20 protein-coding genes and 1 tRNA gene are annotated in these 21,956 nt (G+C 57.0%); 4 read left to right on the top strand and 17 right to left on the bottom strand.

Features of this window, described 5'->3' with window-relative positions; genetic code table 11:
* The 4 genes from ACFWW4_RS22070 to rpsL all read right to left on the bottom strand — a co-directional run.
* Positions 1-95 (bottom strand): GTP-binding protein (locus tag ACFWW4_RS22070; protein WP_018590913.1); only part of this gene is annotated, 95 nt, incomplete at its 3' end.
* 70 nt (positions 96-165) lie between these two features.
* Positions 166-2,289 (bottom strand): elongation factor G, encoded by a 2,124-nt coding sequence (gene fusA, locus ACFWW4_RS22065; RefSeq protein ID WP_393925535.1) that lies wholly within the window; start codon positions 2,287-2,289, stop codon positions 166-168.
* A 17-nt stretch (positions 2,290-2,306) separates the two neighbouring features.
* Positions 2,307-2,777 carry a 30S ribosomal protein S7 gene (gene rpsG / locus ACFWW4_RS22060; RefSeq protein WP_393925534.1) on the bottom strand — a complete coding sequence of 157 codons (471 nt, stop codon included), beginning with the start codon at positions 2,775-2,777 and terminating at the stop codon, positions 2,307-2,309.
* Positions 2,778-2,840: 63 nt separating this feature from the next.
* Positions 2,841-3,212 (bottom strand): 30S ribosomal protein S12, encoded by a 372-nt coding sequence (gene rpsL, locus ACFWW4_RS22055; protein WP_045998418.1) that lies wholly within the window; start codon positions 3,210-3,212, stop codon positions 2,841-2,843.
* A gap of 411 nt (positions 3,213-3,623) precedes the next feature.
* Here rpsL and ACFWW4_RS22050 point away from each other — a divergent pair, with 411 nt between their 5' ends.
* Together ACFWW4_RS22050 and ACFWW4_RS22045 are read left to right on the top strand one after the other, a co-directional pair.
* A complete protein-coding gene (locus ACFWW4_RS22050; protein WP_411892802.1) occupies positions 3,624-4,229 on the top strand; it encodes a hypothetical protein in 606 nt (201 codons plus the stop codon).
* Positions 4,230-4,375: 146 nt separating this feature from the next.
* A complete protein-coding gene (locus ACFWW4_RS22045; protein ID WP_411892801.1) occupies positions 4,376-4,951 on the top strand; it encodes a hypothetical protein in 576 nt (191 codons plus the stop codon).
* A gap of 2 nt (positions 4,952-4,953) precedes the next feature.
* Here ACFWW4_RS22045 and ACFWW4_RS22040 read toward each other — a convergent pair whose 3' ends face one another.
* From ACFWW4_RS22040 to ACFWW4_RS21990, 11 genes are all read right to left on the bottom strand, one after another.
* Complete coding sequence (locus ACFWW4_RS22040) at positions 4,954-5,856, bottom strand: DMT family transporter (protein WP_411892800.1); 903 nt, start codon at positions 5,854-5,856, stop codon at positions 4,954-4,956.
* A 120-nt stretch (positions 5,857-5,976) separates the two neighbouring features.
* Positions 5,977-10,230 carry a DNA-directed RNA polymerase subunit beta' gene (rpoC, locus tag ACFWW4_RS22035; RefSeq protein ID WP_411892799.1) on the bottom strand — a complete coding sequence of 1,418 codons (4,254 nt, stop codon included), beginning with the start codon at positions 10,228-10,230 and terminating at the stop codon, positions 5,977-5,979.
* A 95-nt stretch (positions 10,231-10,325) separates the two neighbouring features.
* On the bottom strand, positions 10,326-14,465 hold the full coding sequence (gene rpoB / locus ACFWW4_RS22030; protein WP_411892798.1) for a DNA-directed RNA polymerase subunit beta: 4,140 nt from the start codon (positions 14,463-14,465) through the stop codon (positions 10,326-10,328).
* 243 nt (positions 14,466-14,708) lie between these two features.
* On the bottom strand, positions 14,709-15,083 hold the full coding sequence (rplL, locus tag ACFWW4_RS22025) for a 50S ribosomal protein L7/L12 (protein WP_393925528.1): 375 nt from the start codon (positions 15,081-15,083) through the stop codon (positions 14,709-14,711).
* 69 nt (positions 15,084-15,152) lie between these two features.
* Positions 15,153-15,665, bottom strand: coding sequence for a 50S ribosomal protein L10 (gene rplJ / locus ACFWW4_RS22020; RefSeq protein WP_411892797.1), 513 nt, complete (start codon positions 15,663-15,665; stop codon positions 15,153-15,155).
* A gap of 385 nt (positions 15,666-16,050) precedes the next feature.
* Positions 16,051-16,752 carry a 50S ribosomal protein L1 gene (gene rplA / locus ACFWW4_RS22015; protein ID WP_393925526.1) on the bottom strand — a complete coding sequence of 234 codons (702 nt, stop codon included), beginning with the start codon at positions 16,750-16,752 and terminating at the stop codon, positions 16,051-16,053.
* Entirely contained in the window at positions 16,752-17,177 is a 426-nt protein-coding gene (gene rplK / locus ACFWW4_RS22010) for a 50S ribosomal protein L11 (protein WP_393925525.1), read from the bottom strand. The genes rplA and rplK overlap by 1 nt, the downstream gene beginning before the upstream one ends.
* Before the next feature lie 107 nt (positions 17,178-17,284).
* Positions 17,285-17,815, bottom strand: coding sequence for a transcription termination/antitermination protein NusG (gene nusG, locus ACFWW4_RS22005; RefSeq protein ID WP_393925524.1), 531 nt, complete (start codon positions 17,813-17,815; stop codon positions 17,285-17,287).
* A 191-nt stretch (positions 17,816-18,006) separates the two neighbouring features.
* Positions 18,007-18,207, bottom strand: a complete 201-nt coding sequence (gene secE / locus ACFWW4_RS22000) for a preprotein translocase subunit SecE (protein ID WP_393925523.1) — start codon at positions 18,205-18,207, stop codon at positions 18,007-18,009.
* 80 nt (positions 18,208-18,287) lie between these two features.
* Positions 18,288-19,175: a hypothetical protein gene (locus tag ACFWW4_RS21995; protein WP_411892796.1), complete on the bottom strand. Its 888-nt coding sequence runs from the start codon at positions 19,173-19,175 to the stop codon at positions 18,288-18,290.
* 37 nt (positions 19,176-19,212) lie between these two features.
* Positions 19,213-19,288: transfer RNA gene (locus ACFWW4_RS21990), tRNA-Trp, on the bottom strand.
* A 125-nt stretch (positions 19,289-19,413) separates the two neighbouring features.
* Between ACFWW4_RS21990 and ACFWW4_RS21985 the strand changes: the two genes are divergently transcribed.
* On the top strand, positions 19,414-20,103 hold the full coding sequence (locus tag ACFWW4_RS21985; protein ID WP_411892795.1) for a lysophospholipid acyltransferase family protein: 690 nt from the start codon (positions 19,414-19,416) through the stop codon (positions 20,101-20,103).
* On the opposite strand, the gene ACFWW4_RS21980 is transcribed toward ACFWW4_RS21985, so the two are convergent.
* Complete coding sequence (locus ACFWW4_RS21980; protein ID WP_411892794.1) at positions 20,100-20,480, bottom strand: MAPEG family protein; 381 nt, start codon at positions 20,478-20,480, stop codon at positions 20,100-20,102. The two genes, ACFWW4_RS21985 and ACFWW4_RS21980, sit on opposite strands and share 4 nt — an antisense overlap.
* Positions 20,481-20,553: 73 nt before the next feature.
* Between ACFWW4_RS21980 and ACFWW4_RS21975 the strand changes: the two genes are divergently transcribed.
* On the top strand, positions 20,554-21,342 hold the full coding sequence (locus ACFWW4_RS21975) for a helix-turn-helix domain-containing protein (RefSeq protein ID WP_411892793.1): 789 nt from the start codon (positions 20,554-20,556) through the stop codon (positions 21,340-21,342).
* 74 nt (positions 21,343-21,416) lie between these two features.
* Here the strand turns inward: ACFWW4_RS21975 and ACFWW4_RS21970 are convergent.
* A partial coding sequence (locus ACFWW4_RS21970; RefSeq protein WP_411892416.1) for an EF-Tu/IF-2/RF-3 family GTPase occupies positions 21,417-21,956 on the bottom strand: 540 nt, incomplete at its 5' end.

Raw genomic sequence — 21,956 nt, 5'->3', positions numbered from 1 at the left:
ATCGCCGCCGTCAGCGTCGTCTTGCCGTGGTCAACGTGACCAATCGTGCCAATGTTCACGTGCGGCTTATTCCGTTCAAACTTTGCCTTTGCCATGGTGTGGCTCCTTAAATGTTCGTTATTGTGTGGCCCCGGAACCATGTCCGGGGCGCCCAAGCCCGAAGGCTTAAGCGTATTTCTTCTGGATCTCGTCAGAGATGTTCTGTGGCACCGGTTCGTAGTGATCGAACTGCATCGTGAAGTTCGCACGACCCGATGACATCGACCGCAAGGTGTTGATGTAGCCGAACATGTTGGCCAGCGGCACGAATGCCTCGATCGCGATGGCGTTACCGCGCGTATCCTGACCCTGCACCTGGCCCCGACGCGATGTCAGGTCACCAATGATGCCGCCGGTATATTCTTCCGGTGTCACCACTTCGACCTTCATGATCGGTTCGAGCAGCTTGGCCCCGGCCTTGCGCATGCCTTCACGCATACACATCCGGCCGGCGATTTCGAACGCCAGCACGCTGGAGTCCACATCGTGGAACTTACCGTCCAGAAGCTCGACCTTGAAGTCGATGACGGGGAAGCCTGCCAGCGGACCGGAGTCCATCACCGACTGGATGCCCTTTTCGACGCCGGGGATGTATTCCTTCGGAACCGCGCCACCAACAATCTTGGACTCGAACGAATACCCTTCGCCTGGCTCTGTCGGCATGATGTTGAGTTTGACCTCACCAAACTGACCGGACCCACCCGACTGTTTCTTGTGGGTATAGGTATGTTCGACAGCGTGGCCGATGGTTTCGCGGTAAGCCACCTGTGGCGCACCGATGTTTGCCTCGACCTTGAATTCCCGCTTCATGCGGTCGACCAAGATGTCGAGATGCAATTCGCCCATGCCTTTCATGATGGTCTGACCGCTTTCAAAGTCAGTTTCCACGCGGAAGGATGGATCTTCTGCCGCCAGACGCTGCAATGCGATCCCCATCTTCTCCTGGTCGGCCTTTGTCTTGGGCTCGACCGCGATCTCGATCACGGGATCGGGGAAGGTCATCGTTTCCAGTACGACCGGGTCGTTCTGGGCACAGAGCGTATCACCGGTTGTGGTGTCTTTCAGGCCACCCAGTGCAATGATATCGCCGGCAAAGGCTTCCTCGATTTCTTCGCGGTTGATCGAGTGCATCATCATCATCCGGCCCACACGCTCTTTCTTCCCCTTGGTGGAGTTGAGCATGGTGTCGCCCTTCTTGAGCGTACCGGAATAGATCCGTGTGAAGGTCAGAGAACCAACAAACGGGTCATTCATGATTTTGAACGCAAGGCCCGAGAATGCCATGTCGTCATCGGCACGGCGCGGGATGTTGCGGGTTTCTGTTTCGTCACCGGGTTTGAAGCCCATGTAATCGACAACATCCAGCGGGCTGGGCAGATAGTCGATCACGGCGTTCAACAGAGGCTGCACACCTTTGTTTTTAAAAGCAGAGCCAGCCAGCACAGGCACAAATGCCATGTCCAGTGTACCCTTGCGGATCAGCTTGCGGAGCGTGTCGACATCGGGTTCTTCACCTTCGAGGTAAGCCATCATCGCGTCATCGTCCATTTCGACGGCCGTTTCGACAAGTTTGGCACGGAATTCGTCAGCCTTGTCCTTCAACTCAGGACGGATCTCGCGCTGCTCCCAAGAAGCACCAAGGTCTTCGCCTGCATAGACCCACTCTTTCATGGTTACCAGATCGACGATGCCTTCCAGCTCTGTCTCGGCACCGATCGGAATTTGCACAGGCGCAGTCTTTGCACCGGTGCGGTCTTCGATCATGTCGACGCATTTGAAGAAGTCGGCACCGATCTTGTCCATCTTGTTGACGAAAACGATGCGCGGCACCTTGTAGCGGTCAGCCTGACGCCAAACTGTTTCTGTCTGCGGCTCAACGCCAGCATTGGCGTCCAGAACGCAGATCGCGCCGTCAAGCACGGCCAGCGAACGCTCTACTTCGATGGTGAAGTCAACGTGGCCGGGCGTGTCGATGATGTTCATCCGGAACTTGGTGTCGGAAGTCGCGTCGGCTGTCGGCTCTTCCTGGCGCTGCCAGAATGTTGTTGTCGCAGCGGACGTGATCGTGATGCCACGTTCCTGTTCCTGCTCCATCCAGTCCATGGTGGCCGCACCATCGTGCACTTCGCCGATGTTGTGGGACTTGCCTGTGTAATACAGGATCCGCTCCGAGCAGGTGGTTTTACCTGCATCGATATGGGCCATGATACCGAAATTCCGGTACCGACTAAGGGGATATTCGCGTGCCATTTGAGGTACTTTCCCTATTACCAGCGGTAGTGGCTGAACGCTTTGTTCGCGTCGGCCATTTTATGGGTGTCTTCACGCTTTTTGACGGCTGTACCACGGCCTTGGACCGCGTCAATCAGCTCGCCTGCAAGGCGCTCTTCCATGGTGTTTTCGTTGCGCTTTTTCGCAGCGGCGATCAGCCAGCGGATGGCCAGTGCTTCGCGGCGCTCGGGGCGCACTTCGACGGGTACCTGATAGGTCGCACCACCAACGCGGCGCGAACGCACCTCGACAGATGGTTTGATGTTGTCCAGGCTCTCGTGAAAGACTTCGACAGGTGATTTCTTCAGCTTGTCTTCAACGCGATCAAAAGCGTTGTAGACGATTTTTTCGGCGACGGATTTCTTTCCGTCGACCATCAGGTTGTTCATGAACTTGGTCAGAACGATATCGCCAAACTTGGCGTCTGGCAGAACTTCGCGTTTTTCAGCGGCGTGACGACGTGACATCTATGTTTCCTCTTGTTCCAATACCGGCGAGGTCCCGGATCAAGTCCGGGACGGCCGAAATCCTTATTTCGGCCGCTTCGCGCCGTACTTCGAACGACGCTGCTTACGGTCTTTGACACCTTGGGTATCAAGCACACCGCGCAGAATGTGGTAACGCACACCGGGAAGGTCTTTTACACGGCCGCCACGGATCAGAACAACAGAGTGTTCCTGAAGGTTGTGGCTTTCACCGGGGATGTAGCTGATGACCTCAAAGCCATTGGTCAGGCGCACCTTGGCGACTTTCCGCATGGCCGAGTTCGGCTTCTTTGGTGTGGTGGTGTAGACGCGTGTGCAAACGCCACGCTTCTGTGGGCAGGATTCCAAGTGCATCGACTTGGATTTATTGACTTTCGGCTGGCGCGGCTTGCGGATCAGCTGCTGAATCGTTGGCATCGTGTGATGTTCCCATCTATTCACATGGTGCGTCCGGCAAACGCGAGGGTTTCAAAAACGTGCCATCATCTCTGAAAAGCACAAAAATTCCGCAGTCGAACCCTTACCGGAGGTTCGGTGCGGTGATATTCCAGAGGAACAAAGCGATAGGTGCTCGGTTCTTGGCCACATCAATTATGATATCGGGACAACGGAGGCACCCCCCAGCCCGGATGAGCGGCGTATAGGGCGTTGCGGAATGGCTGTCAACAGGGGCTGACGGCGACCGTTTCAACAGCCGCATGTCTTGTTCTGGCAGCGCCGAAATCGGGTCATGTAAGATGCGGGCCCGCCAAACCCATTGCGGTTACATGCTGTTCACCTATAAACCCTGACGTGTGGGGCGCGACATCTGTTTATGGGGGCAGAAAAATGAAAAAAATTATGATGACCGGAAGCATATTGGCGCTATCAGCCTGCGGAACATCCGGCGGGTCTGATGGACCAACGTTTGACATTTCAGACGATGTCGCTGCGTTCGCCGCCGAGGCGGACAGATTCAGGGTCTTATCCCCTACCGGCGTAGCGGATCTGCCACCCACCGCTGGATTCGTAACGTATGACGGTCAAATCAGCGCGCGAACAACAAGAGGGCTTAATGACGCTGACGTGATTGCCGACATTCAGTTTCAGATCGATTTTGTTTCGACCGAAGTCGATGGCAGCATGACGAACATCGCGGTTCTGACTCGCACAGGGGAGTCGATCTCAACAACTGGTACTTTGAATGTGGTGTCAGGAGTCGAGGCCGACGGCACCATCAGCGCGCGAATGGAAGGCACGATCGAATCTATTCGCCTGAGAGATAATCAGCCGGGTGGGATGACTTTCGGGCGAGTGGATTTCACTGGAAACATTGTAAACGATGATTCTACAGCAGACGGCCTCTTCGGATCAGTTGAGGCTGACTTTGAAGGTGATTTACCAATACCATTTGCGGGTGACTTTTATGCAAGTCAGCAACCTGTAGCGCCCTGAGGCTGAGTGGCGCTTTGGGAAAAGAACCCAATTGTCGCCCTCAAGTTATCCTATAACATCTCGCTGTTATTGCTGATCATCCGTGCCTGCCTCCTGATGCAGACAACCCCGTTTTTGCGGGTCTCACCTGTTCAGGAGGTCATCCGATGCCCCGTTACATCATTGCACTTGCCCTACTTCCATTTGTGGCAGCCTGCACTATCAGCGAACCGAACCCGCCATCTGTTTCTGCCCGCGATGTTGATCTGGCGTTTGCGAATGCTGCGCGCGCCTCGACGCTTCCGGTTGCCGATACATTTGACCTTCCAACAGGGACTGTCACCTATGATGGCCAGATCGGCGCCGATGTGAACGGTGACACATTGGGCAGCGTATTGGCCGATATGCGCATGGTGGTAGATTTCCGCGATAATGACATCGGTGGTGATGTGACCAACATCAATCTGATTGATCAGAACGGGATCCCCAACCAACGGTTTGACGGCTCACTGACAATCTCGGGCTTTGAGAATAACGGTGATCTGGATGCGGGTGCCCGCGGCCGGATCGGCGCAGTCGATATCAATGGCAATGATTTGGACGCTGACATGTTTCTTGATCTGGAAGGCACCGTGCGAAACGATCGCAGCTTTGGTGATACTGTCTACGGATCAGCCACGGGTGATGTGCGTGGTGATTTCAATCTTGATGTTGAAGGCGTCTTCTATGGCGAGCGCCGGTAGGTTCAGCGAAAGCGGTCCGGCACCATACGTTGTCGGATCCGCAACTGCCTTTCCCGATAAAGTGTGAAAAGTCCGGTTGCCACAACGATGCTTGCCCCCAGAGTGGTCAGCAGATTGGGCCATTCACCAAAGACGATCACACCGAGAAGGAGTGCCACCAGCAGGCTGGTGTAGCGGAAAGGTGCGACAAAACCGATCTCGCCCGACCGCATGGCTGTGACCGAAAAGATGTAGCCGAAACTGAGAAACACGGTCGCCCCAGCGAGTTTGAGCCCTGCCTGTCCGGTGAGAGGCTGTAACTCGATGAACAGCGATCCGATGGCGCCAAGGCTCATCACGCCTACTGCGGCGACCAAGGCCACAAAGACCGCTGGCACGTTGCGGGACATGCGCCGCACGACCAGATCACGCAGTGTCACACAGGCGACCGTGATCAGCGCATAGATACTGAAACTGTTAAAATCCGCCCCGCCGGGCTGGATGATCAACAATACACCTGCAAAACCGACGCAGATCGCCACAAGCCTGCGCCACCCCAATGCTTCCCCCAGAAAAACGGCCGCTGCCAGACTAACCGCCAGCGGCAAGGCCTGCATAATCGCGCTGATATTCGCGATGGGCATATTCATCAGAGCTGTCAGAAAGAAATAGGTCCCGGCAACCTCGCCCGCTGTTCGCAATATGACCAACCACCAGTCGCGCGGCGACAGATCGAAACGCAACTGGCCCATGACGTGGCACATGACCGCAAGGCAGACCGCCGCGCCAAGACCACGCACCAGAATGGCCTGAAACAGCGGAACTTCCCCTGCCAGTCCTTTCATGAAAGCATCATTGATGGTGTAGGCACACATGGCACCCATCATCAAAAGCGCGCCGCGCAGGTTGTCCGAAATGATCTTCATCCTCGCGGCGTATCAGTGAAGTAAACCACTGGCCAGAGGTAGCAATATCCGGTGCGCTAGCCCGGCAACGAAAAAGGCCCCTGCTATTGCAGAGGCCTCAATCACTTCATTGTCGCGAGATTACTCGTTGCTGCTTTCAGGTGTGTCCACGACCAGATCGTCGAACACGTTCTCATCTGAAACCTCGTTCGCCATCTCCATCGGGGCGGCCAACCTTGCGGCTTCTTCCGCCTCTTCCCGGCGTGCTTCGATGACAACGTTGTCGCGGTCAGCTGCAACACGGCGCATCTGCTGCGTTGCACCACCTGTCCCTGCAGGGATCAGACGGCCGACGATCACGTTCTCTTTCAGACCGATCAGCTTATCCCGCTTGCCCTGAACCGATGCTTCGGTCAGAACCCGCGTGGTCTCTTGGAACGAGGCGGCAGAGATGAAGGACCGTGTCTGCAAGGACGCCTTGGTGATGCCCAACAAGATCGGCTCACCCTGTGCAGGGCGATCACCCCGCGCAAGCGCCTTTTCATTGGCTTCATCAAACTCGGCCTTATCGACGTTTTCGCCTTTCAGCAGAACAGTGTCACCACTGTCCTGAATCTCCCATTTCTGGAGCATCTGACGCACGATCACTTCGATATGCTTGTCGTTGATCTTCACGCCCTGCAAACGATAGACGTCCTGAACCTCGTCGATCATGTAATCGGCAAGGGCCTCGACCCCCATAACCGCAAGAATATCGTGCGGAGCCGGGTTGCCGTCCATGATGTAGTCACCCTTCTGGACAAAATCACCTTCCGCAACTGGGATGTGCTTGCCTTTGGGCACCATGTATTCGACCTTGATATCCGCATCATCAGCAGACTCAATCGCGATACGACGCTTGTTCTTGTAGTCCTTGCCAAAGCGCACGTAACCATCAATTTCAGCGATGATTGCGTGATCCTTTGGACGGCGGGCTTCGAACAGTTCGGCCACACGCGGCAGACCACCGGTGATGTCCTTGGTCTTGGCACCTTCACGCGGAATACGTGCCACAACGTCACCGGCTTTGACTTCCTGACCGTCCTCGACAGACAGAACCGCGTCAACGGACATGCCATAGGATACCGGGTTGCCGTCGTCTTTCAACGCGGGCTCTCCGTCTGCACCGACGATGATGATCTTTGGTGCCAGCTCATTACCCTTTGGTGCTGCACGCCAGTCGGACACGATGCGTTGGGTCATACCCGTTGCATCATCTGTGTCCTCACGCACGGCAATACCATTGACCAGATCGACATAACGCGCGGTCCCGGATTTTTCGGCGATGATCGGCAGGGTGTAAGGATCCCATTCGAACAGCTTGTCGCCACGCAGCACATCGCTGCCTTCCTTCACAAAGACCTTGGAGCCGTAGCCCACCTTGTGGTTCGCCCGCTCCTCACCGTTTTCGCCAACAATCGCAAGCACCATGTTCCGGCCCATGACAACCATCTCGCCCGCAGCATTCTCAAGCAATTGCGCATTGCGGAACTCGATCTTGCCAGGCTGTGATGCCTCCAGGAACGACTGCTGACCACCCTGGGCCACACCGCCGATGTGGAAGGTCCGCATCGTCAGCTGCGTGCCAGGTTCACCGATGGACTGCGCGGCAATGATGCCGACCGCTTCACCGATATTGACGCGCGTACCGCGCGCCAGGTCACGGCCGTAGCACATGGCGCAAACGCCATCCTCGGATTCGCAGGTCAGCGGCGACCGGATTCGCATCTTCGCAACGCCGGCCACGTCGATCATGTCCGCCTTGCGTTCGTCGATCAACTCACCCACTTCGACGATCACTTCGTCAGTGCCAGGTTTAAGGATCTCCTCGGCAGCCACACGACCCAATACCCGCTCTGACAGCGACGCAACCACTTCACCGTCGTTCACGGCAGCCTCGGCTGTAATCGCCATGTCCGTGCCACAGTCCACTTCGCGCACGATGCAGTCTTGGGCCACGTCCACCAGACGACGGGTCAGGTAGCCGGAGTTTGCCGTTTTCAACGCCGTGTCCGACAGACCCTTACGGGCACCGTGGGTCGAGTTGAAGTATTCAAGAACGGTCAGACCTTCCTTGAAGTTCGAGATAATCGGCGTTTCGATGATCTCGCCATTCGGCTTGGCCATCAGACCGCGCATCCCGCCCAGCTGTTTCATCTGTGTCACCGAACCACGCGCACCAGAGTGAGCCATCATGTAGACCGAGTTTGGCTCGGCTTCTGAACCGTCCTCATTATGGCCGGTGGACGAGATAGTGGACATCATCGCGTCCGTCACCTTGTCGTTGGCTTTGGACCAAGCATCGACGACCTTGTTGTACTTTTCACCTTGGGTGATCAGGCCGTCCATGTATTGCTGTTCAAAGTCTTTCACCTGATCACGGGTTTCATCAACCAGTTCCCACTTGGTGTCAGGGACAACCATGTCGTCCTTGCCGAACGAAATGCCCGCCTTGAACGCCTCCCGGAAGCCCATCGTCATGATCTGGTCGCAGAAAATGACAGACTCTTTCTGACCGCAGTAGCGATAGACCGTATCGATGACCTGCTGCACTTCTTTTTTCCGCAGCAGCCGGTTGACCAACGAGAATGGTGCTTTGGCATTCAGCGGCAGAAGCGCACCCAGCCGCAAGCGGCCCGGTGTGGTTTCGAACCGCGTCATCACCTCGTTGCCTTCTTCATCGATCTGCGGCATCCGCGCTTCGATCTTGGCGTGTAGATGCACCTCGCCAGCCGTGAGGGCGTGTTCCACTTCCTCGATATTGGCGAAGGACATACCTTCGCCTTTCATGCCGTCGCGCATGATGGTCGTGTAGTAGAGGCCCAAGATCATATCCTGAGACGGCACGATGATCGGGCTGCCGTTTGCAGGCGACAGCACGTTGTTGGTGGACATCATCAGCACGCGGGCTTCCAGCTGGGCCTCAAGGCTCAGCGGGACGTGAACGGCCATCTGGTCACCATCAAAGTCGGCGTTGAAGGCCGAACAGACGAGCGGGTGCAACTGGATCGCCTTGCCTTCGATCAGGACGGGTTCGAACGCCTGAATGCCCAGACGGTGCAGCGTTGGCGCACGGTTGAGCATGACAGGGTGTTCGCGGATAACCTCATCCAGGATATCCCACACCTCTGGCCGTTCTTTTTCCACCAGCTTCTTGGCTTGCTTGACGGTGCTGGACAGCCCTTTGGCTTCGAGCCGCGAGTAGATGAACGGCTTGAAGAGTTCGAGCGCCATCTTCTTGGGCAGGCCGCACTGGTGCAGCTTGAGTTCCGGGCCGGTCACGATGACCGAACGGCCCGAGAAGTCGACCCGTTTCCCCAAAAGGTTCTGACGGAAGCGGCCCTGCTTGCCCTTGAGCATGTCGGACAGCGATTTCAGCGGACGCTTGTTGGCGCCGGTGATCACGCGACCGCGACGGCCGTTATCAAACAGCGCATCGACGGATTCCTGCAACATCCGCTTTTCGTTGCGGACGATGATGTCAGGTGCGCGCAGTTCGATCAGCCGCTTCAGGCGGTTGTTCCGGTTGATCACCCGGCGATACAGATCGTTCAGGTCGGATGTGGCGAAACGGCCGCCATCCAGCGGGACCAGCGGGCGTAGTTCCGGCGGGATCACGGGGATCACGGTCAGCACCATCCATTCGGGACGGTTGCCTGACTCAAGGAAGTTTTCGACGATTTTCAGCCGCTTGATGATCTTTTTCGGCTTCAGTTCACCGGTTGCTTCTTTCAGGTCGGCGCGCAGCTGTTCTGCCTCGCTTTCCAGATCGATCTGGGCCAGCATTTCGCGGATCGCTTCGGCGCCGATATTGGCCTGGAATGCATCCATGCCGTAAAGGTCCTGCGCGTCGTTGAACTCTTCCTCAGTCATCAACTGGCCGTAGGTCAAGTCGGTCAGGCCGGGTTCGATCACGACATAGTTTTCGAAATAGAGGATCCGTTCCAGATCGCGCAGCGTCATGTCCAGCATCAGGCCGATGCGGGATGGCAGCGATTTCAGGAACCAGATATGGGCCACGGGCGCGGCCAGTTCGATATGGCCCATGCGTTCGCGGCGGACCTTTTGCAGGGTCACTTCCACGCCGCATTTTTCGCAGACGACGCCGCGATACTTCATGCGCTTGTATTTGCCGCAGAGGCATTCGTAATCCTTGATCGGGCCAAAGATACGCGCGCAGAACAGACCGTCACGCTCTGGCTTGAACGTGCGGTAGTTGATGGTTTCGGGCTTCTTGATCTCGCCGAAGGACCACGACAGGATCCGTTCGGGCGAGGCCAGAGAGACCTTGATTTCGTCAAACGTTTTCGCCGGGGTGAGCGGGTTAAACGGGTTGTTTGTCAGTTCCTGGTTCATCTTCAATTCCTTGAATTGGGGTGCGTCGGGTGAGGGGCGAAAAGTCTTCGTGACGAAGACTTTTCAGCGCGCAAGAGTTTTCGCGACGAAAACTCTTACTCCTCATCCTCCGCATCCAGGAGTTCCATGTTGAGGCCGAGGCCCCGGACTTCTTTCACGAGCACGTTGAACGATTCAGGCACGCCGGCCTCGAAATTGTCCTCGCCTTTGACGATGCTTTCGTAGACTTTCGTCCGCCCTGCCACGTCATCCGACTTGACCGTCAGCATTTCCTGCAGTGTGTAAGCGGCGCCATAAGCTTCCAGTGCCCAGACCTCCATTTCCCCGAAACGCTGGCCGCCGAACTGGGCTTTACCACCCAGAGGCTGCTGCGTGACAAGGCTGTAAGGCCCGGTGGAGCGTGCGTGGATCTTGTCATCGACCAGGTGGTGCAGTTTCAGCAGATATTTCACGCCCACTGTCACCTTGCGGCTGAACTGTTCACCTGTGCGGCCATCGTAAAGAACCGATTGGCCCGAAGTGTCGAATCCGGCACGCACCAGCGCGTCGTTCACGTCTGCTTCTTTTGCGCCGTCGAAGACGGGGGTCGCAATCGGCACACCGCGCGTCACGTTGCCGGCGGCTTCGATCAGCGTGTCTTCGTCCATCCCGGCGATGCCTTCGTCATAGACGTTGTCACCATAGGCTATTTTCATCGCTTCGCGCACAGGGGTCAGATCACCGGAGCGCCGGTATTCGCCAAGCGCTTCGTCGATTTGGATGCCCAGGCCGCGTGCGGCCCAGCCCATGTGTGTTTCCAGGATCTGGCCGACGTTCATGCGCGATGGCACGCCCAGCGGGTTCAGACAGAAATCCACCGGTGTCCCGTCCGCGAGGAACGGCATGTCTTCCATCGGAACGACCTTGGAAATCACACCCTTGTTCCCGTGACGACCGGCCATCTTGTCGCCGGGCTGCAGCTTGCGCTTTACCGCCACGAAGACCTTGACCATCTTCATCACGCCCGGAGGCAGATCGTCGCCGCGGCGAACCTTCTCGACCTTGTCCTCGAACCGTGCATCCATCGCGCGCTTCTGGATTTCATACTGTTCGTTGAGCGCTTCGACGATTTTTGCGTCGTCTTCGTCTTCCATGGCCAACTGCCACCACTGACCGCGGCTGAGATCGGCCACGCTTTCTTCGGTGACGATCGAACCTGCCTTGAAGCCTTTGGGCCCCTTGGCAGCTTTCTTGCCAGAGATGATGTCCCACAGGCGCGCATAGATGTTACGATCCAGGATCGCGAGTTCGTCGTCGCGGTCACGGGCAAGGCGTTCGACCTCTTCCCGTTCGATCTGCAGCGCACGTTCGTCTTTTTCCACGCCATGGCGGTTGAACACACGGACTTCGACCACTGTGCCGAAATCACCCGGTGGCAGGCGCAGGGATGTGTCACGCACGTCCGATGCCTTTTCACCAAAGATGGCGCGCAGCAGTTTTTCCTCTGGCGTCATCGGGCTTTCGCCTTTTGGTGTGATCTTGCCGACGAGGATGTCTGCTGGCCCGACTTCGGCGCCGATATAGACGATGCCCGCCTCATCGAGGTTACGCAGGGCTTCTTCGCCCACGTTTGGAATGTCGCGGGTGATTTCCTCTGGCCCCAGTTTCGTATCACGGGCGGCGACTTCAAATTCCTCGATATGGATCGAAGTAAAGACGTCGTCGCGCACGATGCGTTCGGAGATCAGGATCGAGTCTTCGTAGTTGTAGCCGTTCCACGGCATGAACGCGACGACCACGTTCTTGCCCAGCGCCAGTTCACCGATATCGGTGGACGGACCGTCGGCAATCACCTGACCCTTTTGCACCGTATCACCCACCTTCACCAGCGGGCGCTGGTTGATGCAGGTGTTCTGGTTGGACCGCTGGAATTTGCGCATCCGGTAGATATCGACCCCGGCATCGCCAAGTTCGAGATCTTCGGTGGCGCGAATAACGATCCGCTGTGCGTCGACCTGGTCGATGATCCCGGCCCGTTTGGCCATGATCGCCGCACCAGAGTCGCGGGCCACAACTTCTTCGATCCCGGTGCCGACCAGTGGTGCCTCTGCCTGCAGCAGTGGAACCGCCTGACGCTGCATGTTCGAACCCATCAGCGCACGGTTGGCGTCGTCATTTTCCAGGAATGGAATGAGCGAGGCCGCAACCGACACCAGCTGTTTTGGCGACACATCGATCAGGTCCACGTTTTCGCGTGGGGCCAGTGTGTAGTCGCCGTTCATCCGGGTCGAAACCAGATCGTTCTTGAAAGACCCGTCTTCGTTCATGTTCGCGTTGGCCTGTGCCACGGTGTGGCGCATTTCCTCGGTCGCGGACATGTAGCTAACGTCGTCCGTCACCTTGCCGTCCACCACTTTGCGATATGGTGTTTCGATGAAGCCATACTTGTTCACGCGGGCAAAGGTCGCCAGCGAGTTGATCAGACCGATATTCGGCCCTTCGGGTGTTTCGATCGGGCACATCCGGCCATAATGGGTCGGGTGTACGTCGCGCACTTCGAAACCAGCACGTTCACGCGTCAGACCGCCGGGCCCAAGGGCCGACAGGCGCCGCTTGTGCGTTACTTCGGACAGCGGGTTGGTCTGGTCCATAAACTGCGACAGCTGGCTGGAGCCGAAGAATTCGCGCACGGCAGCAGCGGCAGGCTTCGCGTTGATCAGGTCCTGCGGCATCACGGTGTCGATTTCGACCGATGACATGCGTTCCTTGATCGCGCGCTCCATCCGCAGAAGGCCGACGCGGTACTGGTTTTCCATCAACTCGCCCACCGAACGGACGCGGCGGTTACCAAGGTGATCGATATCGTCAATATCGCCCTTGCCGTCACGCAGTTCGACCAGCGCCTTAATACAGGCGACGATGTCTTCCTTGCGCAGGGTGCGCATGGTGTCTTCGGCATCCAGATCGAGGCGCATGTTCATTTTCACGCGCCCAACGGCGGACAGGTCGTACCGTTCGCTGTCAAAAAACAGCGTGTCGAACAGAGCCGATGCGCTGTCCACGGTTGGCGGTTCGCCCGGACGCATGACGCGGTAGATATCCATGAGCGCGGTTTCGCGGTTCATGTTCTTGTCCGACGCCATCGTGTTGCGCATGTAGGCGCCGACATTGATGTTATCGATGTCGAGTACGGGGATCGCCTTGATGCCGGCGTCGATCAGCTCTTTCAACGTGCCGCCCGTGACTTCGCCGTCCTTGTCCAGTTCAAGGGTCAGTTCATCACCGGCCTCGACATAGATCGCGCCGTTTTCTTCGTTGATGATATCCTGGGCGACGAATTTGCCGACAATTTGCTCGTAAGGGACCAACAGGTTTTTTACTTCGCCGGCATCGATCAGCTTCTTGACCGAACGTGGGGTCACTTTCTCGCCGGCCTTGGCGATCACTTCACCGGTTTTGGCGTCCACCAGATCAAAGGCAGGGCGGGTGCCGCGCACGCGTTCCGGGAAGAACTTTGTTGTCCAGGCCTTGCCCTTTTTGTCCAGCTTGTATTCGACCGTGTCGTAATAGGCATTCATGATGCCTTCCTGGTCCATGCCCAGCGCATAAAGCAGGGTGGTCACAGGCAGTTTGCGGCGGCGGTCGATCCGGCAGAACACGAGGTCCTTGGCGTCGAATTCAAAGTCGAGCCAGCTACCGCGATATGGGATGATGCGGCAGGCAAACAGCAGTTTGCCGGAAGAGTGGGTTTTGCCCTTGTCGTGATCGAAGAACACACCGGGGGAACGGTGCATCTGGGATACGATCACGCGCTCGGTGCCGTTCACGACGAAAGTGCCATTGGGCGTCATCAAGGGCATATCGCCCATGAATACGTCTTGTTCCTTGATGTCCTTGACGGATTTCGCGCCGGTATCTTCGTCCACATCAAATACGATCAGACGCAGGGTGACCTTCAGCGGCGCGCTGTAGGTCATGTCACGCTGCTGACATTCCTCGACATCGTATTTCGGCTTTTCCAACTCGTACTTGACGAATTCAAGAACAGCGGTTTCGTTGAAATCCTTGATCGGGAACACCGACTGGAAGACACCCTTGATGCCTTCACCGTCGAGCGGCGTATCACTGTCGCCAGAGCGCAGGAACAGATCGTAAGAAGATTTCTGAACCTCGATGAGGTTCGGCATTTCGAGTACTTCACGGATTTTACCGTAATATTTACGCAGGCGTTTCTGACCAAGGAAGGAGGAAGCCATGTGCGATATCACCTTTTGTTTGTCTCTCGAATGCGAGATCGCCCGGGCTGCGATCCCTCACCCATTTGACCGGGGGTCTGATGTCTATTCGTGGCTGCCGTCCCACCGGCAACCTCCCGACATGAAACCTACCCAAGGGGTCGGTCAGCGTTTGGCCGACCTCTAAGACAGGTTTGGCTGGACCCGCATTTTGCGAGTCCAGCCTTATTATTTGGGCGAAATTGTCTTTCGCCTGTATCTGACTTAAGCCAGTTCGACCGTCGCGCCAGCTGCTTCCAGCTTTGCCTTGATCTCTTCGGCTTCTGCTTTTGCAGCGCCTTCTTTGATCTTGCCACCAGCTTCGACCAGGTCCTTGGCTTCTTTCAGGCCAAGACCGGTGATGCCGCGGACTTCTTTGATGACGTTGATTTTCTGTGCGCCAGCTTCTTTCAGCACGACATCAAATTCAGTCTTCTCTTCAGCAGCTTCGCCAGCGTCGCCACCGGGGCCAGCCATCATGACAGCACCGCCAGCAGCGGGCTCAATGCCATACTCGTCCTTCAGGATGGTTTTCAGTTCTTGTGCTTCGAGAAGGGTCAGACCAACAATCTCTTCAGCCAGTTTTTTCAGATCAGCCATTTTATGCTTTCCGTTTCCGTTAAGTGTGTTCCAACGTCGGGGTTTCAACCCCAGGACAGTTCAGATGCTTTATGCAGCCTTCTCTTCGATGGTCGAAAGAGTGCTCGCGATGTTTGAAGCAGGCGCGCCAATGGCCCCGGCGATGTTCGAAGCAGGTGCCCCGATGCAACCCACGATGGAAGCGATAAGCTCCTCGCGGCTTGGCATCCCGGCAACCGATTTCACACCGGCTGGATCCAGCGCCGTATCGCCCATTGCACCGCCGAGGACGACAAGTTTGTCATTGCCCTTGGCGTATTTGTCCACGACCTTCGCAGCAGCGACAGGGTCTTCGGAATAGGCGAGTACGGTCATGCCCGAGAGGTATTCAGCGATGCTTGCGCAGGGCTTGCCCTCAAGAGCGATTTTGGCGAGCTTGTTCTTGGCAACGCGCACGGACCCACCCGCTTCACGCATTTGCGCGCGCAGGTCCTGCATTTCAGCAACTGTCATGCCTTCGTAGTGGGCAACCACAACGACGCCAGAGCTTTCAAAGATCTGGCCGAGATCTTCGACCAGCTGTTCTTTTTGTGCTCTATCCACAGTTTCACTCCAAGTTTGGGGTTTCCCCCGGCTCAATTTTGCCCGGCGGCACCGCCGCCCGACAGTCTACAGTCCATGCAAACGGGGCGAGCCAGGTGCGAACGAGGAGAGCCTCGAAAAATCTGGTCTATCCCGTCTCAGGCAGGAATTACTGGCATGTGGCCAACCCACCGTCTCGGACGAATAAAGGCCCGAACGAATCACTCTTCCGGGCCAGGGTTGTTGGTTACTGCCAGATGAGGGGAAAGCCAAGTCCCCATTTCTGGGGTTTGTCAGAGAACCTTTGGAAAATTGACGTCAAAAACATTCAATCAGAAGCTCCTAAAATAAGAAACGGCGGGCTCTCGAGAGCCCGCCGCTTACTCATCTGACTGCGCTTTGCGACTTAAGCGTTGCCTGTCGCAGATGACACGTCAACCGACACGCCAGGGCCCATAGTCGAGCTTACGGCGATCTTTTTCATGTAAGTGCCCTTGGCACCGCTTGGCTTGGCTTTGCCAACGGCGTCGACAAAGGCCAGCATGTTTTCTTCGATCTGCTTGGCAGTGAAAGACGCCTTGCCGATACCGGCGTGCACAACACCGGCTTTCTCGGCCTTGAACTGCACTTGGCCGCCTTTGGCAGCTTCAACAGCTTCCTTGATGTCCATCGTCACCGTGCCAACACGCGGGTTCGGCATCAGGTTACGTGGGCCAAGGACTTTACCCAGACGACCAACGATAGCCATCATGTCGGGTGTGGCGATGCAACGATCAAAATCGATGGTGCCGCCCTGGATAGTTTCCATCAGGTCCTCTGCACCGACGATATCGGCGCCTGCTGCCTTGGCTTCGTCAGCCTTGTCGCCTCGGGCGAAAACGGCGACGCGCACGGTCTTGCCTGTGCCGTGGGGCAGGTTGACCGTACCACGGACCATCTGATCGGCGTGGCGCGGGTCAACACCCAGCGTCATCGCGATTTCAACGGTTTCGTCGAACTTGGCCTTGGCGTTGTCTTTGACCAACGATGCCGCTTCGGCCACCGAAATGTTATGTTTGCCAGCGAATGCTTCACGCGCTGCTGTTGTACGCTTACCAAACTTTGCCATTACTTCACCTCGATGCCCATAGAGCGGGCAGAACCCGCGATGATCAGCATTGCGCCTTCGATAGAGGTCGCATTAAGGTCCTTCATCTTGGCTTCGGCAATTTCGCGAACCTGTTTACCAGTGATCGAACCGGCAGTTGCTTTGCCTGGTGTCTTTGAACCAGATTTCAGCTTGGCCGCTTTCTTGATGTAGTAGGACGCAGGTGGCGTCTTGATCTCCATCGAGAACGACTTGTCCTGATAGTAGGTGATAACGGTCGGGCAAGGCGCGCCGTTTTCCATATCAGCCGTCTTGGCGTTGAACGCCTTACAGAATTCCATGATGTTGATGCCGCGCTGACCCAGCGCAGGACCGACGGGTGGGGACGGGTTCGCAGCCCCTGCAGGAACCTGCAGCTTAAGCGTCCCCATAATCTTCTTGGCCATGTGGCCTCTCCTTTTTTCAGCGATGAGCGATGCTCATCCTACATTGCCCTTACGGGCGGTTATGCCGTGGTTCGGGCCGCAGCCCTCCCACGTCTGAACACGCAAGATTATTGTTTGGAAACCTGCGTGAATTCCAGTTCAACCGGGGTGGCCCGGCCAAAGATCGACACCGTCACCTTCAGGCGCTGGTTATCTTCATCAACTTCCTCAACCATGCCATCGAAATCCTCGAACGGACCGTCGTTGACTTTGACCTTCTCGCCAATCTCGAAGTGGATCAGTGTCCGTGGTGCGTCTTCGCCTTCCTGCACGCGGCCCAGGATTGCCTGCACTTCAGCATCGCGCATCGGCATCGGGCGGCCTTGCGGACCCAGAAATCCGGTAACGCGGTTGATGGAGTTGATCAGGTGATAGCCCTCATCAGACATTTCCATATGCACCAGCACATAGCCGGGCATGAAACGCCGTTCGGCAGTCACCTTCTTGTTGCGACGGATTTCGATCACTTCCTCGGTCGGAACCAACACTTCGTCGATCTGATCGGACAGGCCCTTTTCTTCCGCCTTGGTGCGGATCGCCTCTGCGATTTTCTTCTCGAAATTCGAGAGAACGCTTACCGAATACCACCGTTTGGCCATCTGTCAGAGCACCTTGTCGTCGCGAGGCCTTTGTCGACCCCAATTTCCAATTTTTCTCGGCGAAATCGCCAGTCCCGAAAATAAAAGCGGCGTGCAACTCGATTCGCCGCACGCCATTTTCGGAAGTTGACGGCTCTTACCGCCGCCGCCCGACGTTTTCAAGGGGGCTAAACCGATTTCGCGCGTACGATCTATCCGCCGAAATAGCTGAGAACCGAAGACAGCCCCGTGCGGATCACAAGATCAACCAGCGAGAAAAAGACCGCCGTCAGCGCCGCCATGATGAAGACCATGATCGTCGTCATGATGACTTCGCGGCGTGTCGGCCAAACGACCTTGGAGATTTCGGCGCGAACCTCTTGGATAAACTTGGCAGGGTTGGCGATGGCCATGGAAGACGGTCCTTTGTCAGATCATGTCGCGACATACGGCGACTTCACCTTAATTTCAAGGCTGGTTTGCGCCAGTTTTATCAGGGTTGCAGCAACGTGACCTTTGGAAGTGCCTGAATATCCGCGATCTGCTTGGCATAGACCTCAGCAGCGCGGGCGTGATCCGCCACATTGAAGCCGTCGAACGCCGCATATTCCGGGCCTGTCGGGTACTGGCTGCGCGCAGCCTGGGTCAAGGCGGCGGCATCCTCTGCGCCCTTTCGCGAAAGGATATGATCGACGGCCGCCCGCGAAAACCCTGGGTGAACACGCTCATTGATTGGCGTCACGACATCTGCAGCGTCTGCGCCGACCATGGCCGAACAGATTTGATCGAATAGCGCTTCGTAGTCCTCGTATTGCCAGACGGTGACGCTGCGCACACCTGCTGCCCGGCTGAACCGTTTGACCAATGACAACCAGTTCACGCTAGCCAGCGGGCTCAGTTCCAAAAACTGATCAAAGGTCATCAAACGCCCGCCCAACAGCATCTGACTATAGGCAGACGCCAGAAAGGTAGCAGGGTTCCTGATGCCAAGAAAAACATCAATCTGACACGCGTCCATGGCACGCGCCAGCGCATTCACCCTCGTGGCGGCCTCGGGATAGCGCAGCTTGACAGTTTTCGGGCGCGGACTGTTCAACACGCCGATATAGTTTTCTTCGCTCAGAACCAGCCGCTGCGCGCCCTTTCGCAGCAGCGCAAGCTGATCCTGCGGACTGCGTTGTTGCTTGTGGGGTTTGCCACGCAAGCCGAACAGCCGCTGGATCGAGCGCCCGGGCAGACGAAAATGCGCAGGCCCATAGTAACGCACACCTCGATCGGCCAACGCGGTACAGGCATCGCGTAATGACCACTGCAAATGTGATGTTGCCGTCTTATGAGCGCCCACATGAAAGGCCACGCTAAAATCGTCCGCTGATGTCATGGAAAAGTTGGATCCTCCGACAGGCGGTGATCGGGTCTGGCAGGGGCACCAGGACTTGAACCCGGGACCTACGGTTTTGGAGACCGCCGCTCTACCAACTGAGCTATACCCCTACGACCGGCTGCCGGGGTAGTCCGAAACGAAAGCCGGATCAAGAGGGAAGGTGCGGCAGACTTGTGTTCACGTGCAGAAATGTCGAAACAGGGGATGAACTGACCAGTCAAGGCCCCTGCCCCTCGTGTCCCTACGCAAACGCATCGAAAAATCGGAAACGCTGGCAAACTTACTGGCCGCTGTCGCGGGCCGGTACCTTGGTCGGTGTCAGCGGACCATCACATGGGAAGCGCGCGGTCTTGAGGACCTGAACGCAGCGTTAGCCGAAGGGCCGATACTGCTGGTGATGTGGCACAGCCGTTGTCTGATGGCGGCTGAACACTGGCCGGTGGCCGATGCGCCGCTCTCAAGTCTTTACAACAACTCACCCGTCGGACGATTGGCCGGTGCGTTGCATCGTCGGGTCGGCCTGCACCCAATGGAAATGTCACGCAGATTGTCCAACCGGGCCGCATCCCGCACTGTGCTGAAGCGGGTCAGAGAAAAGGTCAGTATCGGGATGACTGGCGACGGGCCCGTCGGCCCGGCGTTGGAAGTTCAAGGTGCTGTGCTTGAATGGGCGCGTGTCACCGGCTTGCCCCTGTTCTGCTACGCTTTTTCCACCCAGCGTCAGAAACGGATGTCGTCCTGGGATCAAATGCTTGTGCCACGCCCGTACAAAAGCGGAGCCTATGTGTTTCGGCAGTTTCATGAAACAGTGCCGCGCAAGCTTGCCCCGGACGAGTCGGAGTTTTGGCGCGAGGAAATCCGCAAATTCATGGAAACTACAACGGCTGAGGCCGACGCGATGGTCGGCCTGCCCCCCGGCCCCTAGATCAGTGCGATGGCCATAAGCCCCAGACCAACAGCACCTACGGTCCAGATCGCAGAGCGTAGCAGCGGGATGCCCATAAGATAGACAATGTGATAGGCGGCGCGTGCAATCACGAATGTCGCGGCACCCGTCGTCGCCAAGCCTATATCAGCAGTTGGTATCGCAAGAACCAAAGCGCCAAGCCCCAGAAAGACGGGAAAGCTTTCGCGCAGATTGTCCACAGCCCGCTTGGCCCGGCCTTCCAACTTACCAATTTCCGGACGAAGGTCGCGTGGCCCGACATATGATCCCAACCCGATTTGCGGGATCAGGATGGTGCTGGGCGTCACCACAGCCACAAAATAGACGACGATCCCGATCAGTATCCAAAACAGCATTCTCTTCTCCATCTGATATCTTTGGGGTAGCTATGGCCCATAGGGAATGCGGACAATTCCCTTGGAGGGAATAATGACCATAAACAAACCTGCCTTTGGCCAAGTCCTGAGCACGGTGCGCGCGGCACTTGGCCTGTCGCAAATGGCACTGGCCAGTCAGCTGGAATCGACCCAGCGTCACATTTCGTTTCTGGAGACAGGCCGCTCGCGCCCGACGCCGCAGTTTCTGACACGCATATGCACCCAGTTGAACCTTAGCGCCGATCAGCGCTCGAACCTGTTTGCAGCCTCAGGTTATGCCAACCCGTATCAGGTCCGTCGCTTCGATGACGCCGATGTCGGCGCGACGCTGGATATGATCGAACGTCGGGTCCTGGCAAACTGGCCGTTTCCGGCGCTGGTCCTGGATGCAAGCTGGAACATCCTGCGTATGAACGATGCGGCCAAGTTATTCTTCGGCGGTCTGGGCAATGACGATGACAACAGTCCAAGCTTTCTGCGCCAGATCCTGTCGCCGGATTTCATGGCCATCATCGCCAATTGGGAAGAAGTCAGCCCAGTCCTCTATTTCCGGCTTCAGGCTGCTGCCGCCGAAAACCCTGACATCGCCGCGGCCTTTTCGGACGCCAAGTCAAAGGGTCTGTTCGATCATCTGCCCCGGTTGATGATCGAACAGGACCGCGCGCCGGTCTATGTGCCAATTCAGATCAGATTGCCGCAAGGTGGCATCATCAACATGACCTCAATGGTCGGGCATATCGCCTCGGTGCAGGACGCACTGGTGGCCGGATTTGAGGTAGAGTTGATGATTCCGACAGATGATGCGTCAGAGGGAGCCCTTCGCGCGATGCTGGGCGAATAACGCAAAAGGCCGCCCCAATTGGAGCGGCCTTTGTTTGTCTTGGCGTCAGGTGGGGTGGAACCCCATCCTACGGGTTACTCGACGATTTTGGAGACCACGCCGGCGCCGACGGTGCGACCGCCTTCGCGGATGGCGAAGCGCAGGCCGTCTTCCATGGCGATCGGGGCGATCAGTTCAACGTTGAACTTCAGGTTGTCGCCCGGCATCACCATTTCGGTGCCTGCGGGCAGCTCAACAGTGCCGGTCACGTCTGTGGTCCGGAAGTAGAACTGTGGACGGTAGTTGGCAAAGAACGGCGTGTGACGGCCACCCTCTTCCTTGGTCAGGATATAGGCCTCGGCCTCGAACTTGGTGTGCGGCTTGACCGAACCGGGCTTGCACAGCACCTGGCCACGCTCAACACCTTCACGGTCCACACCGCGCAGCAGGGCACCGATGTTGTCGCCGGCTTCACCGCTGTCCAGCAGCTTGCGGAACATTTCAACGCCTGTGCAGGTCGTCTTCTTGGTGTCGCGGATGCCCACGATCTCGATCTCGTCGCCGACATTGATCACGCCACGCTCGACACGACCGGTCACAACTGTACCACGGCCGGAGATCGAGAACACGTCCTC

Source organism: Yoonia sp. SDW83-1, assembly GCF_046762885.1.
In the GTDB taxonomy this organism is placed as follows: Bacteria; Pseudomonadota; Alphaproteobacteria; order Rhodobacterales; family Rhodobacteraceae; genus Yoonia.
This window is presented reverse-complemented; position numbering and strand designations above follow the sequence as displayed.

What these genes read in the sequence shown, in the direction of transcription:
- rpsL (WP_045998418.1), bottom strand. Translation starts at nt 3,212, where the DNA reads ATGCCAACGATTCAGCAGCTGATCCGCAAGCCGCGCCAGCCGAAAGTC.
- rplL (WP_393925528.1), bottom strand. Translation starts at nt 15,083, where the DNA reads ATGGCTGATCTGAAAAAACTGGCTGAAGAGATTGTTGGTCTGACCCTT.
- ACFWW4_RS22045 (WP_411892801.1), top strand. Translation starts at nt 4,376, where the DNA reads ATGCCCCGTTACATCATTGCACTTGCCCTACTTCCATTTGTGGCAGCC.
- ACFWW4_RS21995 (WP_411892796.1), bottom strand. Translation starts at nt 19,175, where the DNA reads ATGACATCAGCGGACGATTTTAGCGTGGCCTTTCATGTGGGCGCTCAT.
- rpsG (WP_393925534.1), bottom strand. Translation starts at nt 2,777, where the DNA reads ATGTCACGTCGTCACGCCGCTGAAAAACGCGAAGTTCTGCCAGACGCC.
- rplA (WP_393925526.1), bottom strand. Translation starts at nt 16,752, where the DNA reads ATGGCAAAGTTTGGTAAGCGTACAACAGCAGCGCGTGAAGCATTCGCT.
- nusG (WP_393925524.1), bottom strand. Translation starts at nt 17,815, where the DNA reads ATGGCCAAACGGTGGTATTCGGTAAGCGTTCTCTCGAATTTCGAGAAG.
- rplK (WP_393925525.1), bottom strand. Translation starts at nt 17,177, where the DNA reads ATGGCCAAGAAGATTATGGGGACGCTTAAGCTGCAGGTTCCTGCAGGG.
- ACFWW4_RS22050 (WP_411892802.1), top strand. Translation starts at nt 3,624, where the DNA reads ATGAAAAAAATTATGATGACCGGAAGCATATTGGCGCTATCAGCCTGC.
- ACFWW4_RS22040 (WP_411892800.1), bottom strand. Translation starts at nt 5,856, where the DNA reads ATGAAGATCATTTCGGACAACCTGCGCGGCGCGCTTTTGATGATGGGT.
- rpoC (WP_411892799.1), bottom strand. Translation starts at nt 10,230, where the DNA reads ATGAACCAGGAACTGACAAACAACCCGTTTAACCCGCTCACCCCGGCG.
- rpoB (WP_411892798.1), bottom strand. Translation starts at nt 14,465, where the DNA reads ATGGCTTCCTCCTTCCTTGGTCAGAAACGCCTGCGTAAATATTACGGT.
- fusA (WP_393925535.1), bottom strand. Translation starts at nt 2,289, where the DNA reads ATGGCACGCGAATATCCCCTTAGTCGGTACCGGAATTTCGGTATCATG.
- secE (WP_393925523.1), bottom strand. Translation starts at nt 18,207, where the DNA reads ATGGCCATCGCCAACCCTGCCAAGTTTATCCAAGAGGTTCGCGCCGAA.
- ACFWW4_RS21975 (WP_411892793.1), top strand. Translation starts at nt 20,554, where the DNA reads ATGACCATAAACAAACCTGCCTTTGGCCAAGTCCTGAGCACGGTGCGC.
- ACFWW4_RS21980 (WP_411892794.1), bottom strand. Translation starts at nt 20,480, where the DNA reads ATGCTGTTTTGGATACTGATCGGGATCGTCGTCTATTTTGTGGCTGTG.